Origin of the sequence: Clostridium sp. UBA871 (genome assembly GCF_002295255.1) — a bacterium.
In the GTDB taxonomy this organism is placed as follows: Bacteria; Bacillota; Clostridia; order Clostridiales; family Clostridiaceae; genus Clostridium_J; species Clostridium_J sulfidigenes.
On sequence record NZ_DBFV01000003.1, the window covers coordinates 792,066 to 812,672 of the forward strand.

Below are 20,607 nucleotides of genomic sequence, written 5' to 3' on the forward strand. Positions count from 1 at the left end.
AAAAGAGATAAAAAGCTAGATTTTACATCTAGCTTTTTTTTATACCTTTTGATAGTATATTTTTATGAAAGTAAAATAGTATGAAAAATAAAAATAATATTCAATGAAATATTTTTATGGTATAATGGGAGATGGATTCTATAAAGTGCATATCGTATTTTAACTAATGTTAAGTATTTTAATGTAATATGTAAACGTAGGTAATATTATAAGGAGGAAGGGAAATGGAAAAAGTAATTGAAATGAAAGGTATAACTAAAGTTTTCCCTGGTACCATTGCAAACGACAGTGTAGACTTTGATTTATTACAAGGAGAAACTCACGTATTGCTAGGTGAAAATGGTGCAGGAAAAACTACCTTAATGAATATACTTTATGGCTTGTATCAGCAAGAAAAAGGTGATATTTATGTTAATGGAAATTTGGTTAAAATTAACAATCCTAGTGAAGCGATAAAGCTTGGAATAGGGATGGTTCACCAACACTTTATGTTAGTTCACAACTTTACAGTAGCTGAAAATATTGTACTTGGATGTGAACCCAATAAAGGATTATGTATGGATAGAAAAAAATCATATAAAGATGTAAAGGAATTATCAGATAAATATGGATTTTCTATAGATCCTAATGCTATTATTGAAGATATATCTGTAGGACAACAGCAAAAGGTGGAAATTCTTAAGGCTCTTTATAGAGGAGCAAAGATTCTAATTCTTGATGAACCAACAGCGGTTCTAACACCACAAGAAATTAAGGAACTAGGCAAAATATTAGATAATTTAAAAAATGAAGGAAAATCTGTCATTCTTATAACTCATAAATTAAAAGAAGTTATGAGTATGAGTGATAGAGTTACTATAATTAGAAGAGGTAAGGTTACCGGTATTGTTAATACTACTGATACTAGTATTGATGAATTAGCAGAGTTAATGGTTGGAAGAAAGGTAAACTTAGTGGTAGAAAAAAGAGAATCTGAATTAACAGGAGAAATTCTTAAGGTTGAAAATCTATATGCCAATGATCAAAGAGGTATTCCTGCTGTGAAAAATGTTTCCTTTACTGTTAATGGGGGCGAAATTTTAGGAATTGCAGGAGTAGATGGGAATGGACAAACAGAACTATTAGAAGTACTTACAGGTCTTAGAAAAGGTCACAATGGAAAAGTATTATTAAATGGAAAAGATTTATATGGAAAATCTCCTAGAGAAATTATTGACTCAGGTATTGGACATATTCCTGAAGATAGACATAAAAGAGGACTTATACTAAAATATTCATTATTTGAAAACTCTATTCTTGGAATTCATAAAAACAAAGAATTTAATAAAGGTATTATGATGGACTATAAGGCTATCAAAAAACATTGTGACACACTTATAGAAGAGTTTGATGTAAGAACACCTAGTAATGAAGTAAATGCATCTGCTTTATCTGGAGGTAACCAACAAAAGTTAATTGCAGCTAGAGAAATTTCTAAAGACCCAACATTATTAATTGCTGCTCAGCCTACAAGAGGTATAGATGTAGGTGCTATTGAATATATTCATAGTAGACTTGTAGATGAGAGAGATAAAGGGAAAGCGGTACTTTTGGTATCTTTAGAATTAGACGAAATTTTAGCTCTTTCAGATAGAATTGCTGTTATGTATGACGGTGAAATAGTAGATATTTTAGATAGAAAAGATGCAGATGAGCAAAAGCTAGGAATATTAATGGCTGGTGGAAGCTTAGATAAGAAAGGGGAAGAGAAATAAAATGAGTAGTAAAGTTAAGGATACAATTAAAGCTATACTCTTTCCTGTAGTAGCAGTTATACTTTCTTTGTTTATATCAGTATTTTTTGTTATGTGGGCAAAAGGATATTCAATAATTCAGTACTTTACAGCATTAACTGATTTAGTTTCGGTTATATGGAAGGGGAGCTTTGGAACATCAAGAAATGCAATGACTACATTAGCAGAAGTGACACCTTTGATTTTTACAGGTGTAGCTAATGCTGTAGCTTTTAGATGTGGACTATTTAATATTGGTGTAGGTGGGCAATTTGTATTAGGTATGGTTGCAGCTGCTATAGTAGGAACCATACCAGGATTAAGTCCTATAGTACACATTCCATTAATAATTGTAAGTGGTATAGTTGCAGGAGGAATTTGGGGAGGAATACCGGGATTTCTTAAGGCTAAGTTTGGAACTAATGAAGTTATAAATACAATTATGATGAACTATATTTCTATAGCTTTAGCTAACTATATTATACTTAGAACCTCTTTCGGAGTTTATGGAAAATCAGCAACTCCAATGATAGAAGACAGTGCAAAACTTGCAAGATTTGTTCAAGGAAGTTCAGCTAATATAAGTTTATTTATAGGTATTATAACAGCTATTATTATGGCGTTTATATTATGGAAAACTACCATTGGATATGAGATAAGAGCCGTTGGTATAAATCCTCATGGTGCAGAATATGGTGGAGTAAATGTTGCTAAGAATGCAGTTTTAGCTATGGTTTTATCAGGAGCTATAGCTGGACTTGGTGGAGCTACACATGTAGCTGGTGTGAAACATTTAATTCAAGATTTTATGGTGGTTCCTAGCTATGGGTTTGATGGTATAGCAGTAGCACTGTTAGCTAAGAAAAATCCAGTAGCATGTATTTTATCAGCCATATTGTTCGGAGCTTTAAATAGTAGTTCAAGAGCTCTTCAAATTAGTGGAATACCAAAAGAAATAGTATTTTTAATTCAATCAGTAATTATTATATTTGTAGCAACAGATTACATTGTGACTTACTTTGGAAATAAGAAAAAGAAAGGGGAGATAATGAATGGATAATATAATTGTTGTTAGTATCATTTCATTAATAACAGCTACTTTAAGAATAGCTACACCTCTTATTTTCACATCCTTAGGAGGAGTGTTTTCTGAGCGTTCAGGAGTAGTAAATATAGGTCTTGAAGGTATGATGACCATAGGAGCATTTTTTGCTGTATATGGAACATATATAACAGGTAGTCCTGTAGTAGGAATAGTGTTTGCTTTAGTATCGGGTGGATTACTTGCATTAATTCATGCAGTTCTTAGTATCCACTTAAAATCAGACCAGGTTATTTCTGGTACAGCTATTAACTTGTTTGCTACAGCTCTAGCTAGTTTCTTGATATATATATTATTCAATGGAAAGGGAGGTCAAACAGACTTGGTAACCCTTCTTCCTTACAACTTACCAGAATTCATTGTGAATATTCCTATTATTGGTGATATTTTATCTGGGTTAAACTGGTTTGTAATAATGGCAATAGTATTGGTATTTGTAGCCCATTTTGTACTTTACAAAACTTCTATTGGACTTAGAATTAGATCTGTAGGAGAACATCCAAAAGCTGCAGATACACTAGGAATAAATGTATACCTAGTAAGATACATTTGTGTAATATTATCAGGAATGTTAGCTGGTCTTGGTGGAGCTGCTTTATCAATTGGTGTTACACCGATATATAGAGAAGGAATGATAGCAGGTAGAGGATTCATTGCTTTAGCAGCTGTAATCTTTGGTAACTGGACACCTATCGGTTCCTTTGGAGCATGTTTGTTGTTTGCCTTTGGTGAATCATTCCAGATATTTGCCCAAGGGCTTGGATGGTCATTACCATCTGAAGTGTTTACAATTATACCATATCTATTAACTATGTTAGCACTTGCTGGCTTTGTAGGAAAAACAAATGCTCCAGCTGCTTCAGGAGAAGCATATGAAAAGAATGGTAGATAATATTTAAATTAATTTAAATTGTAATATAGTTTAGAGAGTTAGTTTGTTATAGGCTAACTCTCTTTTTATAAATTATTGTCGGGGAAATATGGATTGTCTCTATTTAGTTAGAAATATCATATAATTTATGATATGATTAGTTAATATGAGTAGGAGGGATATTTATGAATTTAGGCTTTGATTTAAGGCTATCACAGGAACAAAAATTGATTATGACAATGGAGATGCAACAATCAATAAAGTTATTACAAATGTCATCCTATGAACTTTTACAACATATTGATAAGGAATTACAAGAAAATGTAGTTTTGGAAGTAGAAAACAATTTAGAAACAACTAAAGAAGAAATAGTTGATAATGAGTTGAGAGAGTATAGAGAATTAATTAGAGACATGGCCATGGATAATTATAATGATAGATCATACTACAAACATGAAGAAGATGATTTGGTATCACCTTTTAATTTTATAAGTAGCAAGCCTACTATTAAGGATTATTTAAGAGAACAAGTTATGCATAGTAATTTAGATAGACAAGATGAGTGTATTTGTAGATATATTGTAGATAATATTGATCATAGAGGATATTTAGATGAAAAGATTATAGATAATTTAATGGAAGAACTGAGTATTTCAAAGGATTCTGCGATGAGATGTGTAGATATAGTTCAGGGACTTGAACCGCCTGGAATATGTGCTAGGTCACTGAGTGAATGTTTAATACTTCAACTGCATAGGAAAAATATAATGAATAATTATGTTGAGGAAGTAATAAATAATTATTTATATGAGTTATCAAAAGGAAAATATCAATTAATAGGTAAAAAACTTGGAGTTTCGGCTAAAATAGTTCAAGAATGTGAAGATATAATAAAAAAATTGGAACCTAAACCTACCAGGGGGTTTTTTACTGGTGAAGAGATTGGATATTTGATTCCAGATGTTTATGTAAAAAAAATAAGTGATGAATATGTAGTTTTAATGAATGATAATTTATTACCTAAATTAATAATTAATAATACATATAAAGATGTAATTAATAGCAGTAATGATTCGGAAGCTATAGATTATGTAAAAGACAAAATAAGTAGTGCTATGTTTTTGATTAAAAGTATACAAAATAGAAAAAATACTTTGTGTAAAGTCATGGAGGAAATAGTTAAAAATCAAGAGGAGTATCTAGATAAGGGGAATAATTATATAAAACCTATGACTATTAAATATATAGCTAATAGTCTAAATATGCATGAATCTACGGTTGGTAGAGCTATTAGAGATAAATATGTAGCTCTTCATACAGGGGAAATTAAGAGAATAAAGGATTTATTTACTAATAGTGTAAACATTTTAAGTCAAGATATATCATCTGTTAGTGTAAAAGATATGATAAAGAATATAATAGAATCTGAAGACAAGTCAAAACCACTATCTGATTCAGTTATATGTAAACTAGTTAATGAAAAAGGCATAGATATATCTAGACGTACTATAGCCAAATATCGAGAGGAGTTAGGAATAAAATCCTCATCTCAACGAAAAAGATTAATATAGATTTTGATATTCCATATGAAACATTAATTTATTATTATGATTTATATGGAATTATTTTTTTGTATAAATTGTAGATGAATGTAGAAATATAACTTATATAAAACTAAAATTAACATAAGTACTTCACAAACAATGAATATTGGCATATAATATAAATAGAGGTTTAGAATGTTGATGGGACAAATAGTGTCCATAGGGACATATTTTGTCAATGAGGTGAAAGATGGAGAAGTTATTGAAATTACAACAGAAAGTAGTGCCGGAATTGCTAGAAGTTTTAGATATGCGATATACCATATTAAAAAATATAAAGTATAGAGAACCCATAGGCAGAAGGCTGCTGTCAACCATAGTGAATTTAAGTGAAAGGGTTGTAAGAAGCGAAACAAATCTATTGAAAACTCAAGGATTAATTGATATTAAGTCCTCTGGTATGTATATTACTGAAGAAGGTGATGAAGTTTTTATTGGACTTAAGGCTTTTATGAAGGAATTAAGTGGGTTAAATCACTTAGAAGAGGAATTGAAGAAAATTCTTAAAGTTAGAGAAGTAATAGTTATTAACGGAAATGTAACAGAAGATAATTCATTATATACTGAACTTGGTAGGGTAGCGGGTAATTATTTAAAAAGTATTATTAAAGATGATATTACAATATCCCTTACAGGAGGACGAACAATTAAGGAGGTAGTTTACAATTTCCTTCCAATGACTAAATATAAAAATATAAAAGTTTTACCTGGAAGAGGTGGTATAGGAAAGGAAACAGAAATACAATCTAATACCTTAGTAGAGATTTTAGCAAATAAGTTAGATGCTACTTATGAATTGTTACATATTCCAGATAACATAAGTAGTGATTCTTTTAAAGCGTTGATTAAGGAATCAGATATTAAGGAAACTTTTGAACATATAGAGAAATCAAATATTCTTATCCATGGTATAGGACTGGCTAAAGATATGTGTGATAAGAGAAGTCTAGGTAAGGACATAAAGGAAAGAATATTAGAATTAGGAGCTATAGGAGAAGCTTATGGACATTATTTTAATAGCAAAGGTGAGGTTGTATATTCTATGCCTTCAATTGGAATAACTAAAGATAGAATTAAAAATATCCCTAATGTAATAGCTGTAGCAGCTGGTGTTGAAAAGGCAGAAGCTATCATGGTTATACAAATGGATAAATTAAATTCAACATTAGTTACTGATGAAGCTACGGCAAAAGAAATTTTAAAACTATTTTTAAATAAAGTTGGTTGTTAATACTTAATGATTTTATCCTAGAGTTACTTATTAAAGTACTTATATGTTTTTTAAATTAATATATTATGATTTTTAGGATTCTATGTTTTAAAATCAATATGTATATAAGGAAATGTATCTCTAGATAAGGATTTTTAGGATTAAATCTCCTAAAAATCTGTTTATATCAATTAAGTTTAATATAAAAATTATTAAATTAAATGTTGGAGGTATTTTATAATGGTTAAAGTTGGAATTAATGGATTCGGTAGAATTGGAAGAAATGTATTTAAGGTTTTGGTAGATAAATATGGAAATGACATAGAAGTTGTAGCAATTAATGATTTAACAGATCCTGAGACACTAGCACATCTTTTGAAGTATGATACCCTTTATGGAAAATTCAATGGAACAGTTGAAGCTACTGAGAATTCAATTATAGTTAATGAAAAGGAAATAAGAATATTTGCAGAAAGAGATCCTAAAAATATACCATGGGGACTTCAAGGTGCAGATATTGTAATAGAATCTACAGGATTATTTACAGATGCTACAAAAGCAAAGACTCATATAGAAGCTGGAGCTAAAAAGGTGTTAATTTCCGCACCAGCAAAAAATGAAGATATAACAATTGTACTGGGAGTAAATGAAGATAAATATGATGCTAAAAATCATAATATTATTTCAAATGCTTCATGTACAACTAACTGTTTAGCTCCTTTTGCAAAAGTTTTAGATGAAAAGTTTGGTATAGTACAAGGGCTTATGACTACAATACACTCATATACTAATGATCAAAAAATATTGGATGCTCCACATAAAGATTTAAGAAGAGCTAGAGCTGCAGGAGAATCAATGATTCCAACAACTACAGGAGCGGCAAAAGCGGTCGCATTAGTTTTACCACAGCTTAAAGGAAAATTAAATGGTATGGCAGTAAGGGTTCCAACACCAACAGTTTCAATGACTGATTTAGTATGTGAACTTGGTAAGTCTGTGAGCGTAGAGGAGGTTAACGGGGCTTTAAGAGAAGCGGCAGAAGGAAAACTTAATGGGATTTTAGGCTTCTCTGAGGAACCATTAATTTCAATGGACTTTAGAGGTGATGAGAGATCTTCAATTGTAGATGCATTATCAACTATGGTTATGGGAGATAATCTAGTTAAAGTAGTAGCTTGGTATGATAATGAGTGGGGTTACTCAAATAGGCTAGCAGATTTAACAAAATATGTTGCAGATAGATTATAATCTTCAAAATGTGTTAAAATAGGTATGTAATAAAAATCTAGTTCTATGATTTATGATTGAACTAGATTTTTATTACAATAAGTTTAAAAAAGGAGATTTTAATATGTCATTTAACAAGAAATCATTAGAAGACATCAATGTGAAAGGTAAAAAGGTTTTAGTAAGGTGTGATTTTAATGTACCTATAGTAGAGGGTAAAATTACTGATGAAAATAGACTTCTAGGAGCAATACCTACTATAGAGTACTTAGTTAACAATAATGCAAAGGTTATATTATGTTCACATTTAGGAAAACCAAAGGGGGAGCCTAAACCAGAGCTTTCGCTATCACCAGTAGCAGCAAGATTAAGTGAACTATTAAATAAGAAGATAATTTTTGCAGCGGATGATAATGTAGTGGGAGATAAAGCAAAGTCAGCTATTTTAGATATGAATGATGGAGATATAGTACTATTACAAAATACTAGATTTAGAAAAGAAGAAACTAAAAATGAAGAAAATTATTCTAAGGAATTAGCTTCTCTTTGTGATTTATTCGTAAATGATGCTTTTGGAACAGCACATAGAGCACATTGTTCTACAGTAGGAGTAACTGGATTTGTAAAAGAGTCAGTTTGCGGATATTTAATTCAGAAAGAGCTTAAGTTTTTAGGAGAAGCTATAGAAAATGCTGAGAAACCATTTACTGCTATTTTAGGAGGCTCTAAAGTATCAGATAAAATTAATGTAATAAATAATCTTTTAGAGAAAGTAGACAATCTTCTTATAGGAGGAGCCATGGCATATACTTTCCTGAAAGCTAAAGATTATAAAATGGGTATATCAAGGGTAGAAGAAGATAAAATTGATTATGCACTAGAGATGATGGATAAGGCTAAAGAAAAAGGAGTAAAATTATATTTACCGATAGACCACGTAGTAGCTACGGAATTCGATAAAAATGCAAATCCAGTAATAACAGAAGATGAAAATATTCAAGATGGATATATGGCTTTAGATATAGGACCCAAAACAAGAGAATTATATGCAGAAGTGATAGCAAAATCTAAAACTATTATTTGGAATGGTCCAATGGGAGTTTTTGAATTTGAAAACTTTAATAAGGGAACAATAGCAGTAGGAGAAGCTATGGCTAATTGTGATGGAATCACAATAATTGGTGGAGGGGATAGTGCTGCGGCTGTTAATATATTTGGTCTAGGAGATAAAATGACACATATTTCAACAGGTGGCGGAGCTTCCTTAGAATTTTTAGAAGGAAAAGAACTTCCAGGAATTGTTGCTTTAAATGATAAATAAATGTAAAATCTATAAAGAAAGTAATAAACAAGATAAAATCTTGTTTATTTACTTTCCTTTTCGAGAGTAATATATTATATTTGATTTAGAGAAAAAAATGTAATATGTCTCTTAAGGAAAAAACTTGGATATATTAGCATCATTAAAGATGTGTTGCAAAGTTATTAATAGGAGGATTAATCATGAGAAAAGCAATAATAGCAGGAAACTGGAAGATGAATAATACAATAGAAGAAGCAGTAAATTTAGTTAAGGAATTAAAGCCTTTAGTAAATGATGCTAGCTGTGATGTAGTAGTTTGTCCCACTTTTTTAAGTTTACCAGCAATAGTTGAGGAATGTAAGGGAAGCAATATTATGGTTGGGGCTCAAAACATGCATTTTGAAGAGTCAGGTGCTTTTACAGGAGAAGTTTCTCCATTAATGCTTAAAGAACTAGGAGTAAAATTTGTTATAATTGGACATAGTGAAAGAAGACAGTATTTTAATGAAACTGATGAAGCTGTTAATAAAAAATTAAAGACTGCTTTTCATCACAAGATTACACCTATATTATGTATAGGTGAAAGTTTACAGCAAAGAGAATTAGGAATAACTGAAGAAGTATTAGGTGCTCAAATAAAGCAAGATTTAATAGGAATAAAAAAAGAGCAAGTTGAAAATATGGTTATAGCCTATGAACCTATTTGGGCAATAGGGACAGGGAAAACTGCAACTGCAGATGATGCTAATAATACAATAGGATTTATTAGAGGAGTTATATGCAAGTTATACGGAGAAGAAGTTGCATATAAAATTAGAATTCAATATGGCGGATCAGTTAAGCCATCAACTATAAAAGAGCAAATGTCAAAGGAACACATAGATGGAGGATTAATAGGTGGAGCTAGTCTTAAAGCTTCAGATTTCGCAGCTATTGTAAATTACTAATAAAAGGATGGTCAAATATTATGAATAAAAAACCAGTAATGCTAATGATATTGGATGGTTTTGGAATAAGCGATAATGTGGATGGAAATGCAGTTAGAGAGTCTAATAAGCCTAACTACGATGGATTAAAGGCTAAATATCCTCACACCGCATTATCAGCTTCTGGTCTAGATGTAGGGCTTCCTGAGGGGCAGATGGGTAACTCAGAAGTTGGACACTTAAATATAGGTGCGGGAAGAATAATATATCAAGAATTGACTAGAATAACAAAATCAATTAAAGATGGCGATTTCTTTGAAAATAAAGCTTTTAATACTGCTATTGATGATGCGTTAAAAAATAACTCAGCTGTTCACTTAATAGGATTATTATCAGATGGAGGAGTTCATTCTCATATAAATCATGTAAAAGCTCTTATAACTCTTTGTAAGAGAAGGGCTGTAAAAAAAGTTTTTGTTCATTGCTTTTTAGATGGAAGAGATGTATCACCAACATCTTCAAAAATATTTATAGAAGAGTTACAAAACCATATGGATAGTGAGGGAATAGGAGAAATTGCAACTATTTCTGGTAGATATTATGCTATGGATAGAGATAATAGATGGGAAAGAGTACAATTGGCCTATAATGCAATGGTAAAAGGTGAAGGAAATACTAGTACTTCTCCATTTGCAGTTATAGACGATGCTTATCATGATAATAAAACAGATGAGTTTGTAATTCCTAGTGTAATTGTGAAGGATGGTAAACCGGTAGCTACTATAAAAAATAAAGATTCCATAATATTTTTTAACTTTAGACCAGATAGGGCAAGAGAGATAACTAGAGCTTTAAAAGATAAGGATTTTAAAGGTTTTGAAAGAGAAAGTTTAGATGTAACCTATGTATGTATGACTCAATATGATAAAACTATTGAGGATGTACAAATAGCTTATAAACCTGAGAGTTATGAGAATACATTAGGTGAATATGTTAGTAGCAAAGGATTAAAGCAGCTTAGAATTGCGGAAACAGAAAAATATGCTCATGTAACTTTCTTCTTTAATGGTGGAGTAGAGGAACCTAATAAGGGTGAAGATAGGGTATTGATTCCATCACCTAAAGTAGCAACCTATGACTTAAAACCAGAAATGAGTGCCTATGAAGTTACTGATGCAGTATTAAAAAGTATTGAAAAGGATGAATATGATTTAATTATATTAAATTATGCTAACCCAGACATGGTTGGACACACTGGAGTTATTGAAGCAGCAGTAAAGGCTATTGAAGTTGTAGATTATTGCTTAGGCAAGGTTGTAAATAAAGTACTAGACCATAATGGTACAGTGTTTATTACAGCAGACCATGGTAATGCTGAGTCTATGATTGATTACTCTACAGGCAAACCAATGACTGCACATACTACTAATCTGGTTCCATTTACATACGTAAGTAAAGAAATAGGAACACTTAGAAGTGGAGGAATACTTGCAGATATTGCTCCAACTATCTTAACAAAGATGGAATTAGATATTCCAAGTGAAATGAGTGGAAAATCATTAATTTAAGTTGTTAAGTTAAAATATTTAGCCATGCTAAATTTATTATAAACATAATATGAAGGAGGAAAAAAAATGAAACAATATGTTGAAATTATTGATGTCTATGCAAGACAAATATTAGATTCAAGAGCGTTCCCAACAGTAGAGGTTGAAGTTGTTCTAGAAGATGGTACAGTAGGGGTAGCGGCAGTACCTTCAGGAGCATCAACAGGTCAATTTGAAGCTGTTGAATTAAGAGATGGAGATAAATCTCTATACAATGGAAAAGGTGTATTAAAAGCTGTTGATAATGTAAACAACATAATAGCAGAAGAATTAATTGGAATGAATATATTCGATCAAGTTGCTATAGATAAGACTATGATAGAATTAGATGGAACTCATAATAAAGAAAAATTAGGTGCTAATGCTACTTTAGGAGTGTCCCTTGCTTGTGCAAAAGCTGCAGCTAATTACTTAGGACTTGGTTTATACCAATATATTGGTGGAGTTAATGCTAAAGTTTTACCAGTACCTATGATGAATATCTTAAATGGTGGAAAACATGCTGATAATAATGTGGACTTACAAGAGTTTATGGTTATGCCAGCAGGAGCTACATCTTTTAGCGAAGCTTTACGAATGGGAGCAGAAGTTTATCATGCATTAAAAGGAATCTTAAAAGCTAAAGGACTTGGAACAGGTGTAGGTGATGAAGGTGGATTTGCTCCAGATTTATCATCAAATGAAGAAGCAATAAAAGTTATAATCGAAGCAATAGAAAAAGCTGGATATGTTCCAGGAAAAGATGCTTTCATAGCACTTGACCCAGCATCTTCTGAATTCTTTGAAGATGGAAAATATAATCTTGCTGGAGAAGGAAGAATGTTAACTCCTCATGAGATGGCAGATTACTATGTAGAATTATGTGAAAAATATCCAATAATATCTATTGAAGATGGTATGGCTGAAGAAGATTGGGAAGGATGGAAGTACTTAACTGATAAAATAGGTAAAAAAATTCAATTAGTTGGAGATGACTTATTTGTAACTAATACTTCTAGACTTGGAATGGGAATTGAAAGAGAAACTGCAAACTCAATTCTTATAAAATTAAACCAAATAGGAACTTTAACTGAAACTTTAAATGCTATAGAAATGGCTGCAAGAGCTGGTTATACTGCAGTGGTTTCTCACAGATCTGGAGAAACAGAAGATACTACAATAGCTGACTTAGTAGTAGCTACAAATGCAGGTCAAATTAAAACTGGAGCTCCTGCAAGAAGTGAGAGAGTTGCTAAATACAACCAGTTATTAAGAATCGAAGAAGAACTTGGTGACATGGCTGAATTTAGAGGATTAAAATCTTTCTTTAACATAAAAAGATAACTAATTTCTATAATAAAAACANNTGTTTTTATTATAGAAATTAGAAGTATATATTAATTTAATATATATATTTACATTTATTACTCTTTCCATTGTAAAAATATTTTTACTGTGATAAAATATATTACATGTATAAGGATAAAGAATTAAGGGGGCATAATAATGATAACAGCATTAAAGGTTGTAATAATTATTTCCGCATTAACAGTTATATTGGCAATATCTCTTCAAGAAAGTAAATCATCAGGCTTAGGTGGATTAGTAGCTGGAAGTTCAGAAACTTTTTATAGCAAAAATAAAACTAAAACAAAGGAATCATTCTTAACTAAACTTACTATAGTATCAGCAGTTGTTTTTGCAGGGTCAATTATAGGAATAAACATATTTATACTTTAACTAAAAGCTATCCAGGGGGATAGCTTTTGTATTTAATGTCTGATAAAATTATATTAAAGATTAAATGTTTACACTTTAATATGATAACTTTATAATGTATATAGATGAATTTTTTAGTGATAGGGGAGAAAATAATGAGTGGATATGTTTCAAAACTTGAAACTTCAGAAATGGATTATCTTGTTGATGCAATTAGATCTCTTAAAACCAGAGAGGAAGTATATAGGTTCCTTGAAGATGTTTGTACAATAAATGAAATAAAAGCTATGGAGCAAAGACTTCAAGTTGCAAGAATGCTTAAAGAAAGAAGAACTTATTTAGATATCGCTAGTAGTACTGGAGCTAGCACTGCTACCATAAGTAGAGTTAATCGTTCTTTAAATTATGGAAATAATGGATATAAGGTAGTATTTGAAAGAGTTGATTGGAATGAATATGAAGATAAATAGAAAGTTGTAAGTAATCATAGATTAATTATAAGAAAAAGCTTTACTTTGAAGAGAGTAAGGCTTTTTCTATTTAATCAATTTATTAGAAATTAAAATAATTACAATATAAGGTTATGGTGTATTAACCATATTGAGTAATTATTTATATGTCGTTTATAAATTCATAGTATATGGTATAATAAAGAATAGGTTAAATATTCATAGTATAGTATTATATTATAGGATAAAGAAGATTAATAAATTACATTAGATAACTATAAATTTAGGAGTGATTAGATGGATTTAAAAAAGCTATTAAACAAGGAGCAATACGAAGCAGCTGTTACCGTAGAAGGCCCCTTGTTAATTTTAGCAGGTGCAGGATCAGGAAAGACTAGGGTTCTTACTTATAGAATGGCACATATGATAAATGATTTAAATATATATCCCTCACAGATTTTAGCTTTGACTTTTACAAATAAAGCAGCAGGAGAGATGAAGGAAAGAGTTAAATCATTAGTAGGAGATATAGTTGATACAATGTGGGTTTCAACTTTTCACTCTAGCTGTGTAAGAATTTTAAGAAGAGAAATTGATAAGTTAGGATACAATAAAAATTTTACTATATATGATAGTTACGATGCTAAATCACTAGTAAAGCAGTGCATGAAAGAACTTAATATCAATGATAAAGACATAACTGATGGAGAAATTATCTCAAAAATTTCCGATGCTAAAAATAAATTAATATCTGCTAAGAAGTTTAAAAAAGAAAATGAAGGAAACTTTCGAATGAATAAGATAGCAGATGTTTATCTAACCTATGAAAAGAAATTAAAGACTACAAATTCTTTGGATTTTGATGATCTAATTTATTTAGTTGTTAAACTGCTTAAAGAAAATGATGAGGTTAGAGAGTTTTATAGAAGAAAATTTAAATATATTCTTGTAGATGAGTATCAAGATACTAATAAATGTCAATATGAATTGATAAAGCTTTTAGTTAATGAAAATGAAAATATATGTGTAGTTGGAGATGACGATCAATGTATTTATGCATGGAGAGGTGCAGATATAAATAATATATTGGACTTTGAAAAGGATTTTCCAAGAGCAAAGGTTATTAAGTTGGAGCAAAACTATAGGTCGAAATCAAACATATTAGAGGCTGCTAATAAGGTTATAAGAAATAATGCACAAAGAAAAGATAAAGTGTTAAGAACTGAAAGTGAATCTGGAGAAAAGCTAAAAGTATACAGAGCCTATAGCGACATAGATGAAGGAAACTTTGTAGCAACTCAAATTAAAAGGATGATAAGAGAAGAAAATAGAAGCTTAAAGGATTTTGCTATACTTTATAGAATGAACTCCCAATCGCGTATATTTGAGGAAGCCTTTAGAAGGAATGAGATAACCTATAAAATAGTAGGGGGACTCAGATTCTATGAAAGAAAAGAAATTAAGGATGTCATGGCTTACTTGAAAGTGATAAATAATCCTCTTGATGATATAAGTTTAAAAAGAATTATAAATGAGCCTAAAAGAAGTATTGGAGACACAACCATAGCTAAGGTACAGGAATTTGCAGCAGAAAATAATATATGCATGTATGATGCACTTTTAGATGCAGAATTTATACCAAATCTTTCTGCAAGAGCTATAACATCTATAAATAAATTTGTGAGCTTAATGAATACTCTTATAGTGGATGCAGAGAATATAAGTGTACCTGAACTAATTGAGGATATTTTAGATAGAAGTGGATACATGAAAATGCTTAAGGGGTCTAGTAGTGCCGAGGATGAAAGTAGAATAGAAAACTTAAAGGAACTTGTATCTGATGCTGTAGTCTTTGAAAATTCTTCAGAAGATAAATCCTTAAGTGCCTTTTTAGAAAAGGTAACTTTAGTTTCTGATATAGATAATTTAGATGAAGAGAATAATGCAGTAGTAATGATGACTGTTCATAGTTCAAAAGGACTTGAATTTCCAGTAGTTTTCTTAGTTGGAATGGAAAATGGAATATTTCCAGGAATGGCTTCTTTGAATAATTTTAATGAGATGGAAGAATCAAGAAGACTTTGCTATGTTGCTATTACAAGAGCTGAAGAGATGCTATATATATCATCGGCAGAACAGAGAATGGTATTTGGTAGAACTGTGGGATATCCTATATCAGACTTCATAAGTGAAATACCTAAGGAATTAAAATATGATTTGAATGATGATGGAGGAACTCAATCCAAAGGAAGTTTTGATAATATTAACAATAAGGTAAATAATAAGGTTAATAATAATCCTCACTCCTTTAGAAGTGGTTTTTATAATTCAAAGAAACCTATGGCTTCAAGTGAAATTAGTGGCATTGAATGTGGAGTTGACAAATGTGCAGTTAAAGAAGAACTTACTATAGGGGTAAAAGTAAGACATGGTAAATTTGGAGTGGGAACTGTAGTATCTATATCCTCAGACAATGGAGAAACTATAGTTACTATAGCTTTTAACAATATGGGAATCAAAAAGCTTATGCTTAATAAGGCAGGTCTGGAACTAGCTTAATATAGTGTAAGAAAGTCACGAAGACAGCAGAATAAGTTTATTATAGGCTATGTTTTAGATGTTAATAAAACATAGCCTATAATTAAATTTTAAATATATAAGAGCTATTTTTAAGTTAATAGGAGGAAGCGTTATAATGAGTGATGATAAGCGTAGTAAAATGCTGAAGTTAGTAGAGGAGTTAAATAAATACTCCTATGAATACTATGTACTAGATAATCCTATCATATCTGATAAGGAATATGATAAAAAATATGATGAACTTAAAGTATTAGAAAGTGAACTTGAAGAGGTTTTACCTTATTCACCAACGTTAAGAGTAGGAGATATAGTTTTAGATGAATTTAGAAAATATAAACATAGAGCTCCTCTTTGGAGTTTAGATAAGGCTCAATCCATAGAACAAATTAAGAATTGGCATAATAGAAATATTAAAGCTATAAACGAGTATAATAATAATAATGAAGAAAAACTGCCAAGTGTTAAATATATTGTTACTAAAAAGTTTGATGGACTTTCTATAAATTTGACCTATAACCAGGAGGGGATTTTAATAGTTGGATCCTCTAGAGGGACTGGAGAAATTGGAGAAGACATTACTAGTCAAGTAAAGACTATAAAATCTATTCCACTCATAATAGATAATCACAGTATAATCGAAGTTCATGGTGAAGCTATTATGACAAAGGAAGCTTTTGAAAACTATAATAAAAATGCTTCTATCCCATTAAAGAACTTAAGGAATGGAGCAGCTGGAGCTCTTAGAAATTTAAATGTAAAGGAGACTGCCAGAAGAAATTTATCTGCTTTTTTCTATGATGTTGGATATAATGAAGGAAATCCATTTAATACATATACTGAAATGATGAATTTTATAAAAAAAATGGGACTCCCTATGGATAATTATATGGAAACATGCACTAATATTGATGAGATAGAAAAACAAGTTGAATATATTAATAGTATTAGAAACAACTTGAATTATGACATAGATGGGGTAGTTATAGCAATTGATGATATAAAAACTAGAGAGGTATTAGGATATACAATTAAGTTTCCTAAGTGGGCAATAGCTTATAAGTTTGAAGCAGAAGAAACAACTACTAAGCTTTTGGATGTAGAATGGAATGTAGGTAGAAGTGGAAGAGTTAGTCCTACTGCAATTCTTGAGCCAGTAGAGTTAGGTGGTGTAACAGTTAAAAGAGCTACTTTGAATAACTTAGATGATATTCAGCGTAAGGGAGTGAAAATTGGAGCTACAGTATTTGTTAGAAGATCTAATGATGTAATTCCAGAAATAATGGGAGTAGTAGAGGAGTCATTAGAAAGAAGTATTTCTATTGAAGAGCCTAAGGTATGTCCTAGTTGTGGGGAAGAATTATTTAGAGATGGAGTGCATTTGTTTTGTGAAAACACCTTGGCATGTAAGCCTCAAATGGTAAAAACTATAGTTCACTACGCTGGCAGAGAAGCTATGAATATAGCTGGATTTAGTGAAAAAACTGCTGAACAGTTATTTGAAAAACTTGGAATAAAGTCCATAGCAGATTTATATAGAATAAAAAAAGATGAATTAGTTGGATTAGAAAAGTTTGGAGATAAGAAAGCTACAAATCTTTTAACAGCATTAGAGAATAGTAAAGAATGTGAATTATCTTCATTTATATATGGACTAGGTATTCCTAATGTGGGTAAAAAGACAGCTAAGGATCTATCAAAGAAATTTAAAACTTTAAAAAATATTGAGAAAGCATCCTTTGAAGAATTAATATCAGTTCCTGATATAGGAGATATAGTTGCAAAAACTATAGTTGAATTCTTCTCATTAGATAAATCTAGAGAAACCATAAATGAGCTATTAAATTTGGGTGTAACTCCAAGGGAGGAACAAGTTCAGCAAATAGATGAAAATCCTTTTAAAGATAAAACTATTGTAGTTACAGGAAGTTTAAAAGAATTTTCAAGAAATGAAATTAAAGATAAATTAGAAAGTTTCGGTGCAAAGGTAGCAGGTTCTGTAAGTAAAAAAACAGACTTTGTTATAGTTGGAGAAGACCCAGGTTCTAAGTATAATAAAGCTATAGAATTAGGAATTAGAGTAATTTCTGAAGAAGAGTTTAAGGGAATGATTTAAAGTAGAAAGCATTAGCCCCATGGAGTTTTTATCCATGGGGCTAATTGCTATAGTAAATAATCTGTATTGTACTATACATCTAATCAATATAAATTTTTCTGTTGATTAGGAGTATCATCCATAACTAAATAATTATTATTCTAGATAGTAGAGTCAGAAGTGCTATCTAAAAGCTCTGAATTAGAATTTTCATCAATTATTTCAGATTTTTTTTGTTGTTCCTTTTCCTTAGCTTGCATATCTATACATGAAATATTTAATATATGTGAGATTTTTTCAAGTATATAATTACTATATCTCAGCTGGCTATATATAGAATTGAAAACAACAAATCCCCAAATGATTATTATCATAAAAGTTATTAAAGATAAGATTCCTAATATTTTCAATATAATATCTAAGTAAACCATAAGATACCTCCAATTTATTTACACATTATTATAAATATTATATCACATGTTTACAATTGGAAAAGAAGAATTTTGTGTTAACTTGCTCAGAATTGTTTATTTTGAAATAAATGAGTAAATAATTTTAAATATAGGAGGTGTTGTGGTGAAGAAAATAATATTTACAGTACTTTGCATTATAATAATTTTAGCAGGAATATCTATTGAGAAAGATAAATTAAATTCTGTAAAATATAGTAAAGTGAATTATATAACTTACAATATGAATGTAAATCCTGAAGATTTACAGTTAACAAGAGAAAATACTGTAAGAGATAAAGATTTGCTAATAACACTTTTTGAAGGTTTAGTAAAAGAAGATAACAATGGAGAAATAGTACCAGCACTTGCAAAGGAGATAATAACTTCAGAAGATGGCTTAGAATACACTTTTATATTAAGAGAGGATATATATTATAGTACAGGAGAAAAAATTACTGCAGAGGCAATTAAGAGTTTTTTTAAAGGATTTTTAAGTGATAGAAATAATGTATATGCTAGTAGTTTAGATTGTATATATGGAGCTAAGGAGTTTAGAGAAGGAATTGGTGATTTTTCAAATGTGGCAATAAACGTAAAAGATGATAGTACCATAGCTATTAGACTAAATTATAAAAATCCTTATTTTATTAATATCATAGCTAACCCAGTATTTAACATTAGAGATTACGGAACCCTGGATAAGTATAAGGAAAATTTTACTTCAATAAGGTATACAGGTCCCTTTGTAATTAAAGATGTAAAGAATGATGGGATCTACATAGAAAAAAATCAAAAGCATTATGAAAGAATTAAAATTACTGATGAAACTATTAGAATTACATTTTTAAACAGCGAAGAAAATACTTTAGCTATTTTTGAAAAGTCGACGGATACCAATACAGATTATTTTTCAGGTGGTATTGATATAATGATGGATGCTCCAATAAATGAACTTTTAAGATTATCTCAAAATTCAATGGTGAAAAGTTTTAATGGTTCAGCTGTATATTATTTAAGTTTTAACCCGGATAAAGAAACTGTTGGTGGAGATGTAAATTTTAGAATAGCTATAAACTCACTTTTATCAAAGGAATACTACTCTCAACTTATATGCAAAGAATTACTTACTCCAGCTACATCCTATGTGATGGAAACAGATGAAACAGAACAAGTATTCTCGATTTTTGGAGATACTGAAAAAGCTAAAGAATTCTTTAACAAGGTCAATATCAATGAAAATCCTGAAATAAGAGTAATTTTTGAAAAAAATAACTTGAATAGGAGAATTGTTGAAGATTTAAGTATTGATATTAAAGAGTGTACTGATTCAGAAATAGTTTTAAAAGAATATTCTAAAGAAGAGTTGAAAAATGCTGTTGATAAAGGAGATTATGATATAGTATTGCAGAGGTTTGATTTCAGCTATAGAAATCCTGGAGAGTATTTTGAGAGTTTCCATAAGATTTCTAATAATAATCTTATTTCATATGAAAATGAAGAATATTACAATCTTATTAATTCTGCAAAATATGAAATGAATGACGAAAAAAGAAAAATTATTTATGAGGAATGTGAAAAAATACTAAGAAATCAGTTAATATCTATACCTATATATAATATTAACAATGTTATTTGCGTTAAAGAAGGTATAAACCAAGTGTATGTAACTACCACTGGAAATATAAGATTAGAAAAAGTTAAAGAAGTACCTTAA

General features: G+C 30.2%; 16 protein-coding genes. 15 read left to right on the forward strand and 1 reads right to left on the reverse strand.

Annotated elements, in window-relative coordinates:
* Window positions 1–224: 224 nt before the first annotated feature.
* The 14 genes from B3086_RS05430 to ligA all read left to right on the forward strand — a co-directional run bounded on the left by B3086_RS05430 (window position 225) and on the right by ligA (window position 18,462).
* Window positions 225–1,754 (forward strand): ABC transporter ATP-binding protein, encoded by a 1,530-nt coding sequence (locus tag B3086_RS05430; RefSeq protein WP_346848979.1) that lies wholly within the window; start codon window positions 225–227, stop codon window positions 1,752–1,754.
* A gap of 1 nt (window position 1,755) precedes the next feature.
* Window positions 1,756–2,832, forward strand: coding sequence for an ABC transporter permease (locus B3086_RS05435; RefSeq protein WP_346892918.1), 1,077 nt, complete (start codon window positions 1,756–1,758; stop codon window positions 2,830–2,832).
* The gene (locus B3086_RS05440) at window positions 2,825–3,766 is read left to right on the forward strand and encodes an ABC transporter permease (RefSeq protein ID WP_346848981.1); all 942 of its coding nucleotides are present in this window, start codon (window positions 2,825–2,827) and stop codon (window positions 3,764–3,766) included. The genes B3086_RS05435 and B3086_RS05440 overlap by 8 nt, the downstream gene beginning before the upstream one ends.
* Before the next feature lie 164 nt (window positions 3,767–3,930).
* The gene (rpoN, locus tag B3086_RS05445) at window positions 3,931–5,316 is read left to right on the forward strand and encodes an RNA polymerase factor sigma-54 (protein WP_346848982.1); all 1,386 of its coding nucleotides are present in this window, start codon (window positions 3,931–3,933) and stop codon (window positions 5,314–5,316) included.
* A gap of 223 nt (window positions 5,317–5,539) precedes the next feature.
* Window positions 5,540–6,580 (forward strand): sugar-binding transcriptional regulator, encoded by a 1,041-nt coding sequence (locus B3086_RS05450; RefSeq protein ID WP_346848983.1) that lies wholly within the window; start codon window positions 5,540–5,542, stop codon window positions 6,578–6,580.
* A 219-nt stretch (window positions 6,581–6,799) separates the two neighbouring features.
* Window positions 6,800–7,807: a type I glyceraldehyde-3-phosphate dehydrogenase gene (gene gap, locus B3086_RS05455; RefSeq protein ID WP_035132381.1), complete on the forward strand. Its 1,008-nt coding sequence runs from the start codon at window positions 6,800–6,802 to the stop codon at window positions 7,805–7,807.
* A 103-nt stretch (window positions 7,808–7,910) separates the two neighbouring features.
* A complete protein-coding gene (locus B3086_RS05460; protein ID WP_346892920.1) occupies window positions 7,911–9,107 on the forward strand; it encodes a phosphoglycerate kinase in 1,197 nt (398 codons plus the stop codon).
* Between the two features lie 182 nt (window positions 9,108–9,289).
* A complete protein-coding gene (gene tpiA / locus B3086_RS05465; RefSeq protein WP_346892922.1) occupies window positions 9,290–10,036 on the forward strand; it encodes a triose-phosphate isomerase in 747 nt (248 codons plus the stop codon).
* Window positions 10,037–10,056: 20 nt separating this feature from the next.
* Window positions 10,057–11,583, forward strand: a complete 1,527-nt coding sequence (gene gpmI, locus B3086_RS05470; protein WP_346880639.1) for a 2,3-bisphosphoglycerate-independent phosphoglycerate mutase — start codon at window positions 10,057–10,059, stop codon at window positions 11,581–11,583.
* Window positions 11,584–11,649: 66 nt separating this feature from the next.
* Complete coding sequence (eno, locus tag B3086_RS05475; RefSeq protein ID WP_035132373.1) at window positions 11,650–12,945, forward strand: phosphopyruvate hydratase; 1,296 nt, start codon at window positions 11,650–11,652, stop codon at window positions 12,943–12,945.
* Between the two features lie 162 nt (window positions 12,946–13,107).
* Complete coding sequence (gene secG, locus B3086_RS05480; RefSeq protein WP_035135246.1) at window positions 13,108–13,341, forward strand: preprotein translocase subunit SecG; 234 nt, start codon at window positions 13,108–13,110, stop codon at window positions 13,339–13,341.
* A 134-nt stretch (window positions 13,342–13,475) separates the two neighbouring features.
* A complete protein-coding gene (locus B3086_RS05485) occupies window positions 13,476–13,790 on the forward strand; it encodes a YerC/YecD family TrpR-related protein (protein WP_346848987.1) in 315 nt (104 codons plus the stop codon).
* A gap of 276 nt (window positions 13,791–14,066) precedes the next feature.
* A complete protein-coding gene (pcrA, locus tag B3086_RS05490) occupies window positions 14,067–16,328 on the forward strand; it encodes a DNA helicase PcrA (RefSeq protein WP_346880638.1) in 2,262 nt (753 codons plus the stop codon).
* A 136-nt stretch (window positions 16,329–16,464) separates the two neighbouring features.
* Window positions 16,465–18,462, forward strand: coding sequence for an NAD-dependent DNA ligase LigA (gene ligA, locus B3086_RS05495; protein WP_346848989.1), 1,998 nt, complete (start codon window positions 16,465–16,467; stop codon window positions 18,460–18,462).
* A 140-nt stretch (window positions 18,463–18,602) separates the two neighbouring features.
* Here ligA and B3086_RS05500 read toward each other — a convergent pair whose 3' ends face one another.
* Window positions 18,603–18,872 carry a hypothetical protein gene (locus B3086_RS05500; RefSeq protein WP_346848990.1) on the reverse strand — a complete coding sequence of 90 codons (270 nt, stop codon included), beginning with the start codon at window positions 18,870–18,872 and terminating at the stop codon, window positions 18,603–18,605.
* Window positions 18,873–19,017: 145 nt separating this feature from the next.
* Here B3086_RS05500 and B3086_RS05505 point away from each other — a divergent pair, with 145 nt between their 5' ends.
* Window positions 19,018–20,607, forward strand: a complete 1,590-nt coding sequence (locus tag B3086_RS05505; protein ID WP_346848991.1) for an ABC transporter substrate-binding protein — start codon at window positions 19,018–19,020, stop codon at window positions 20,605–20,607.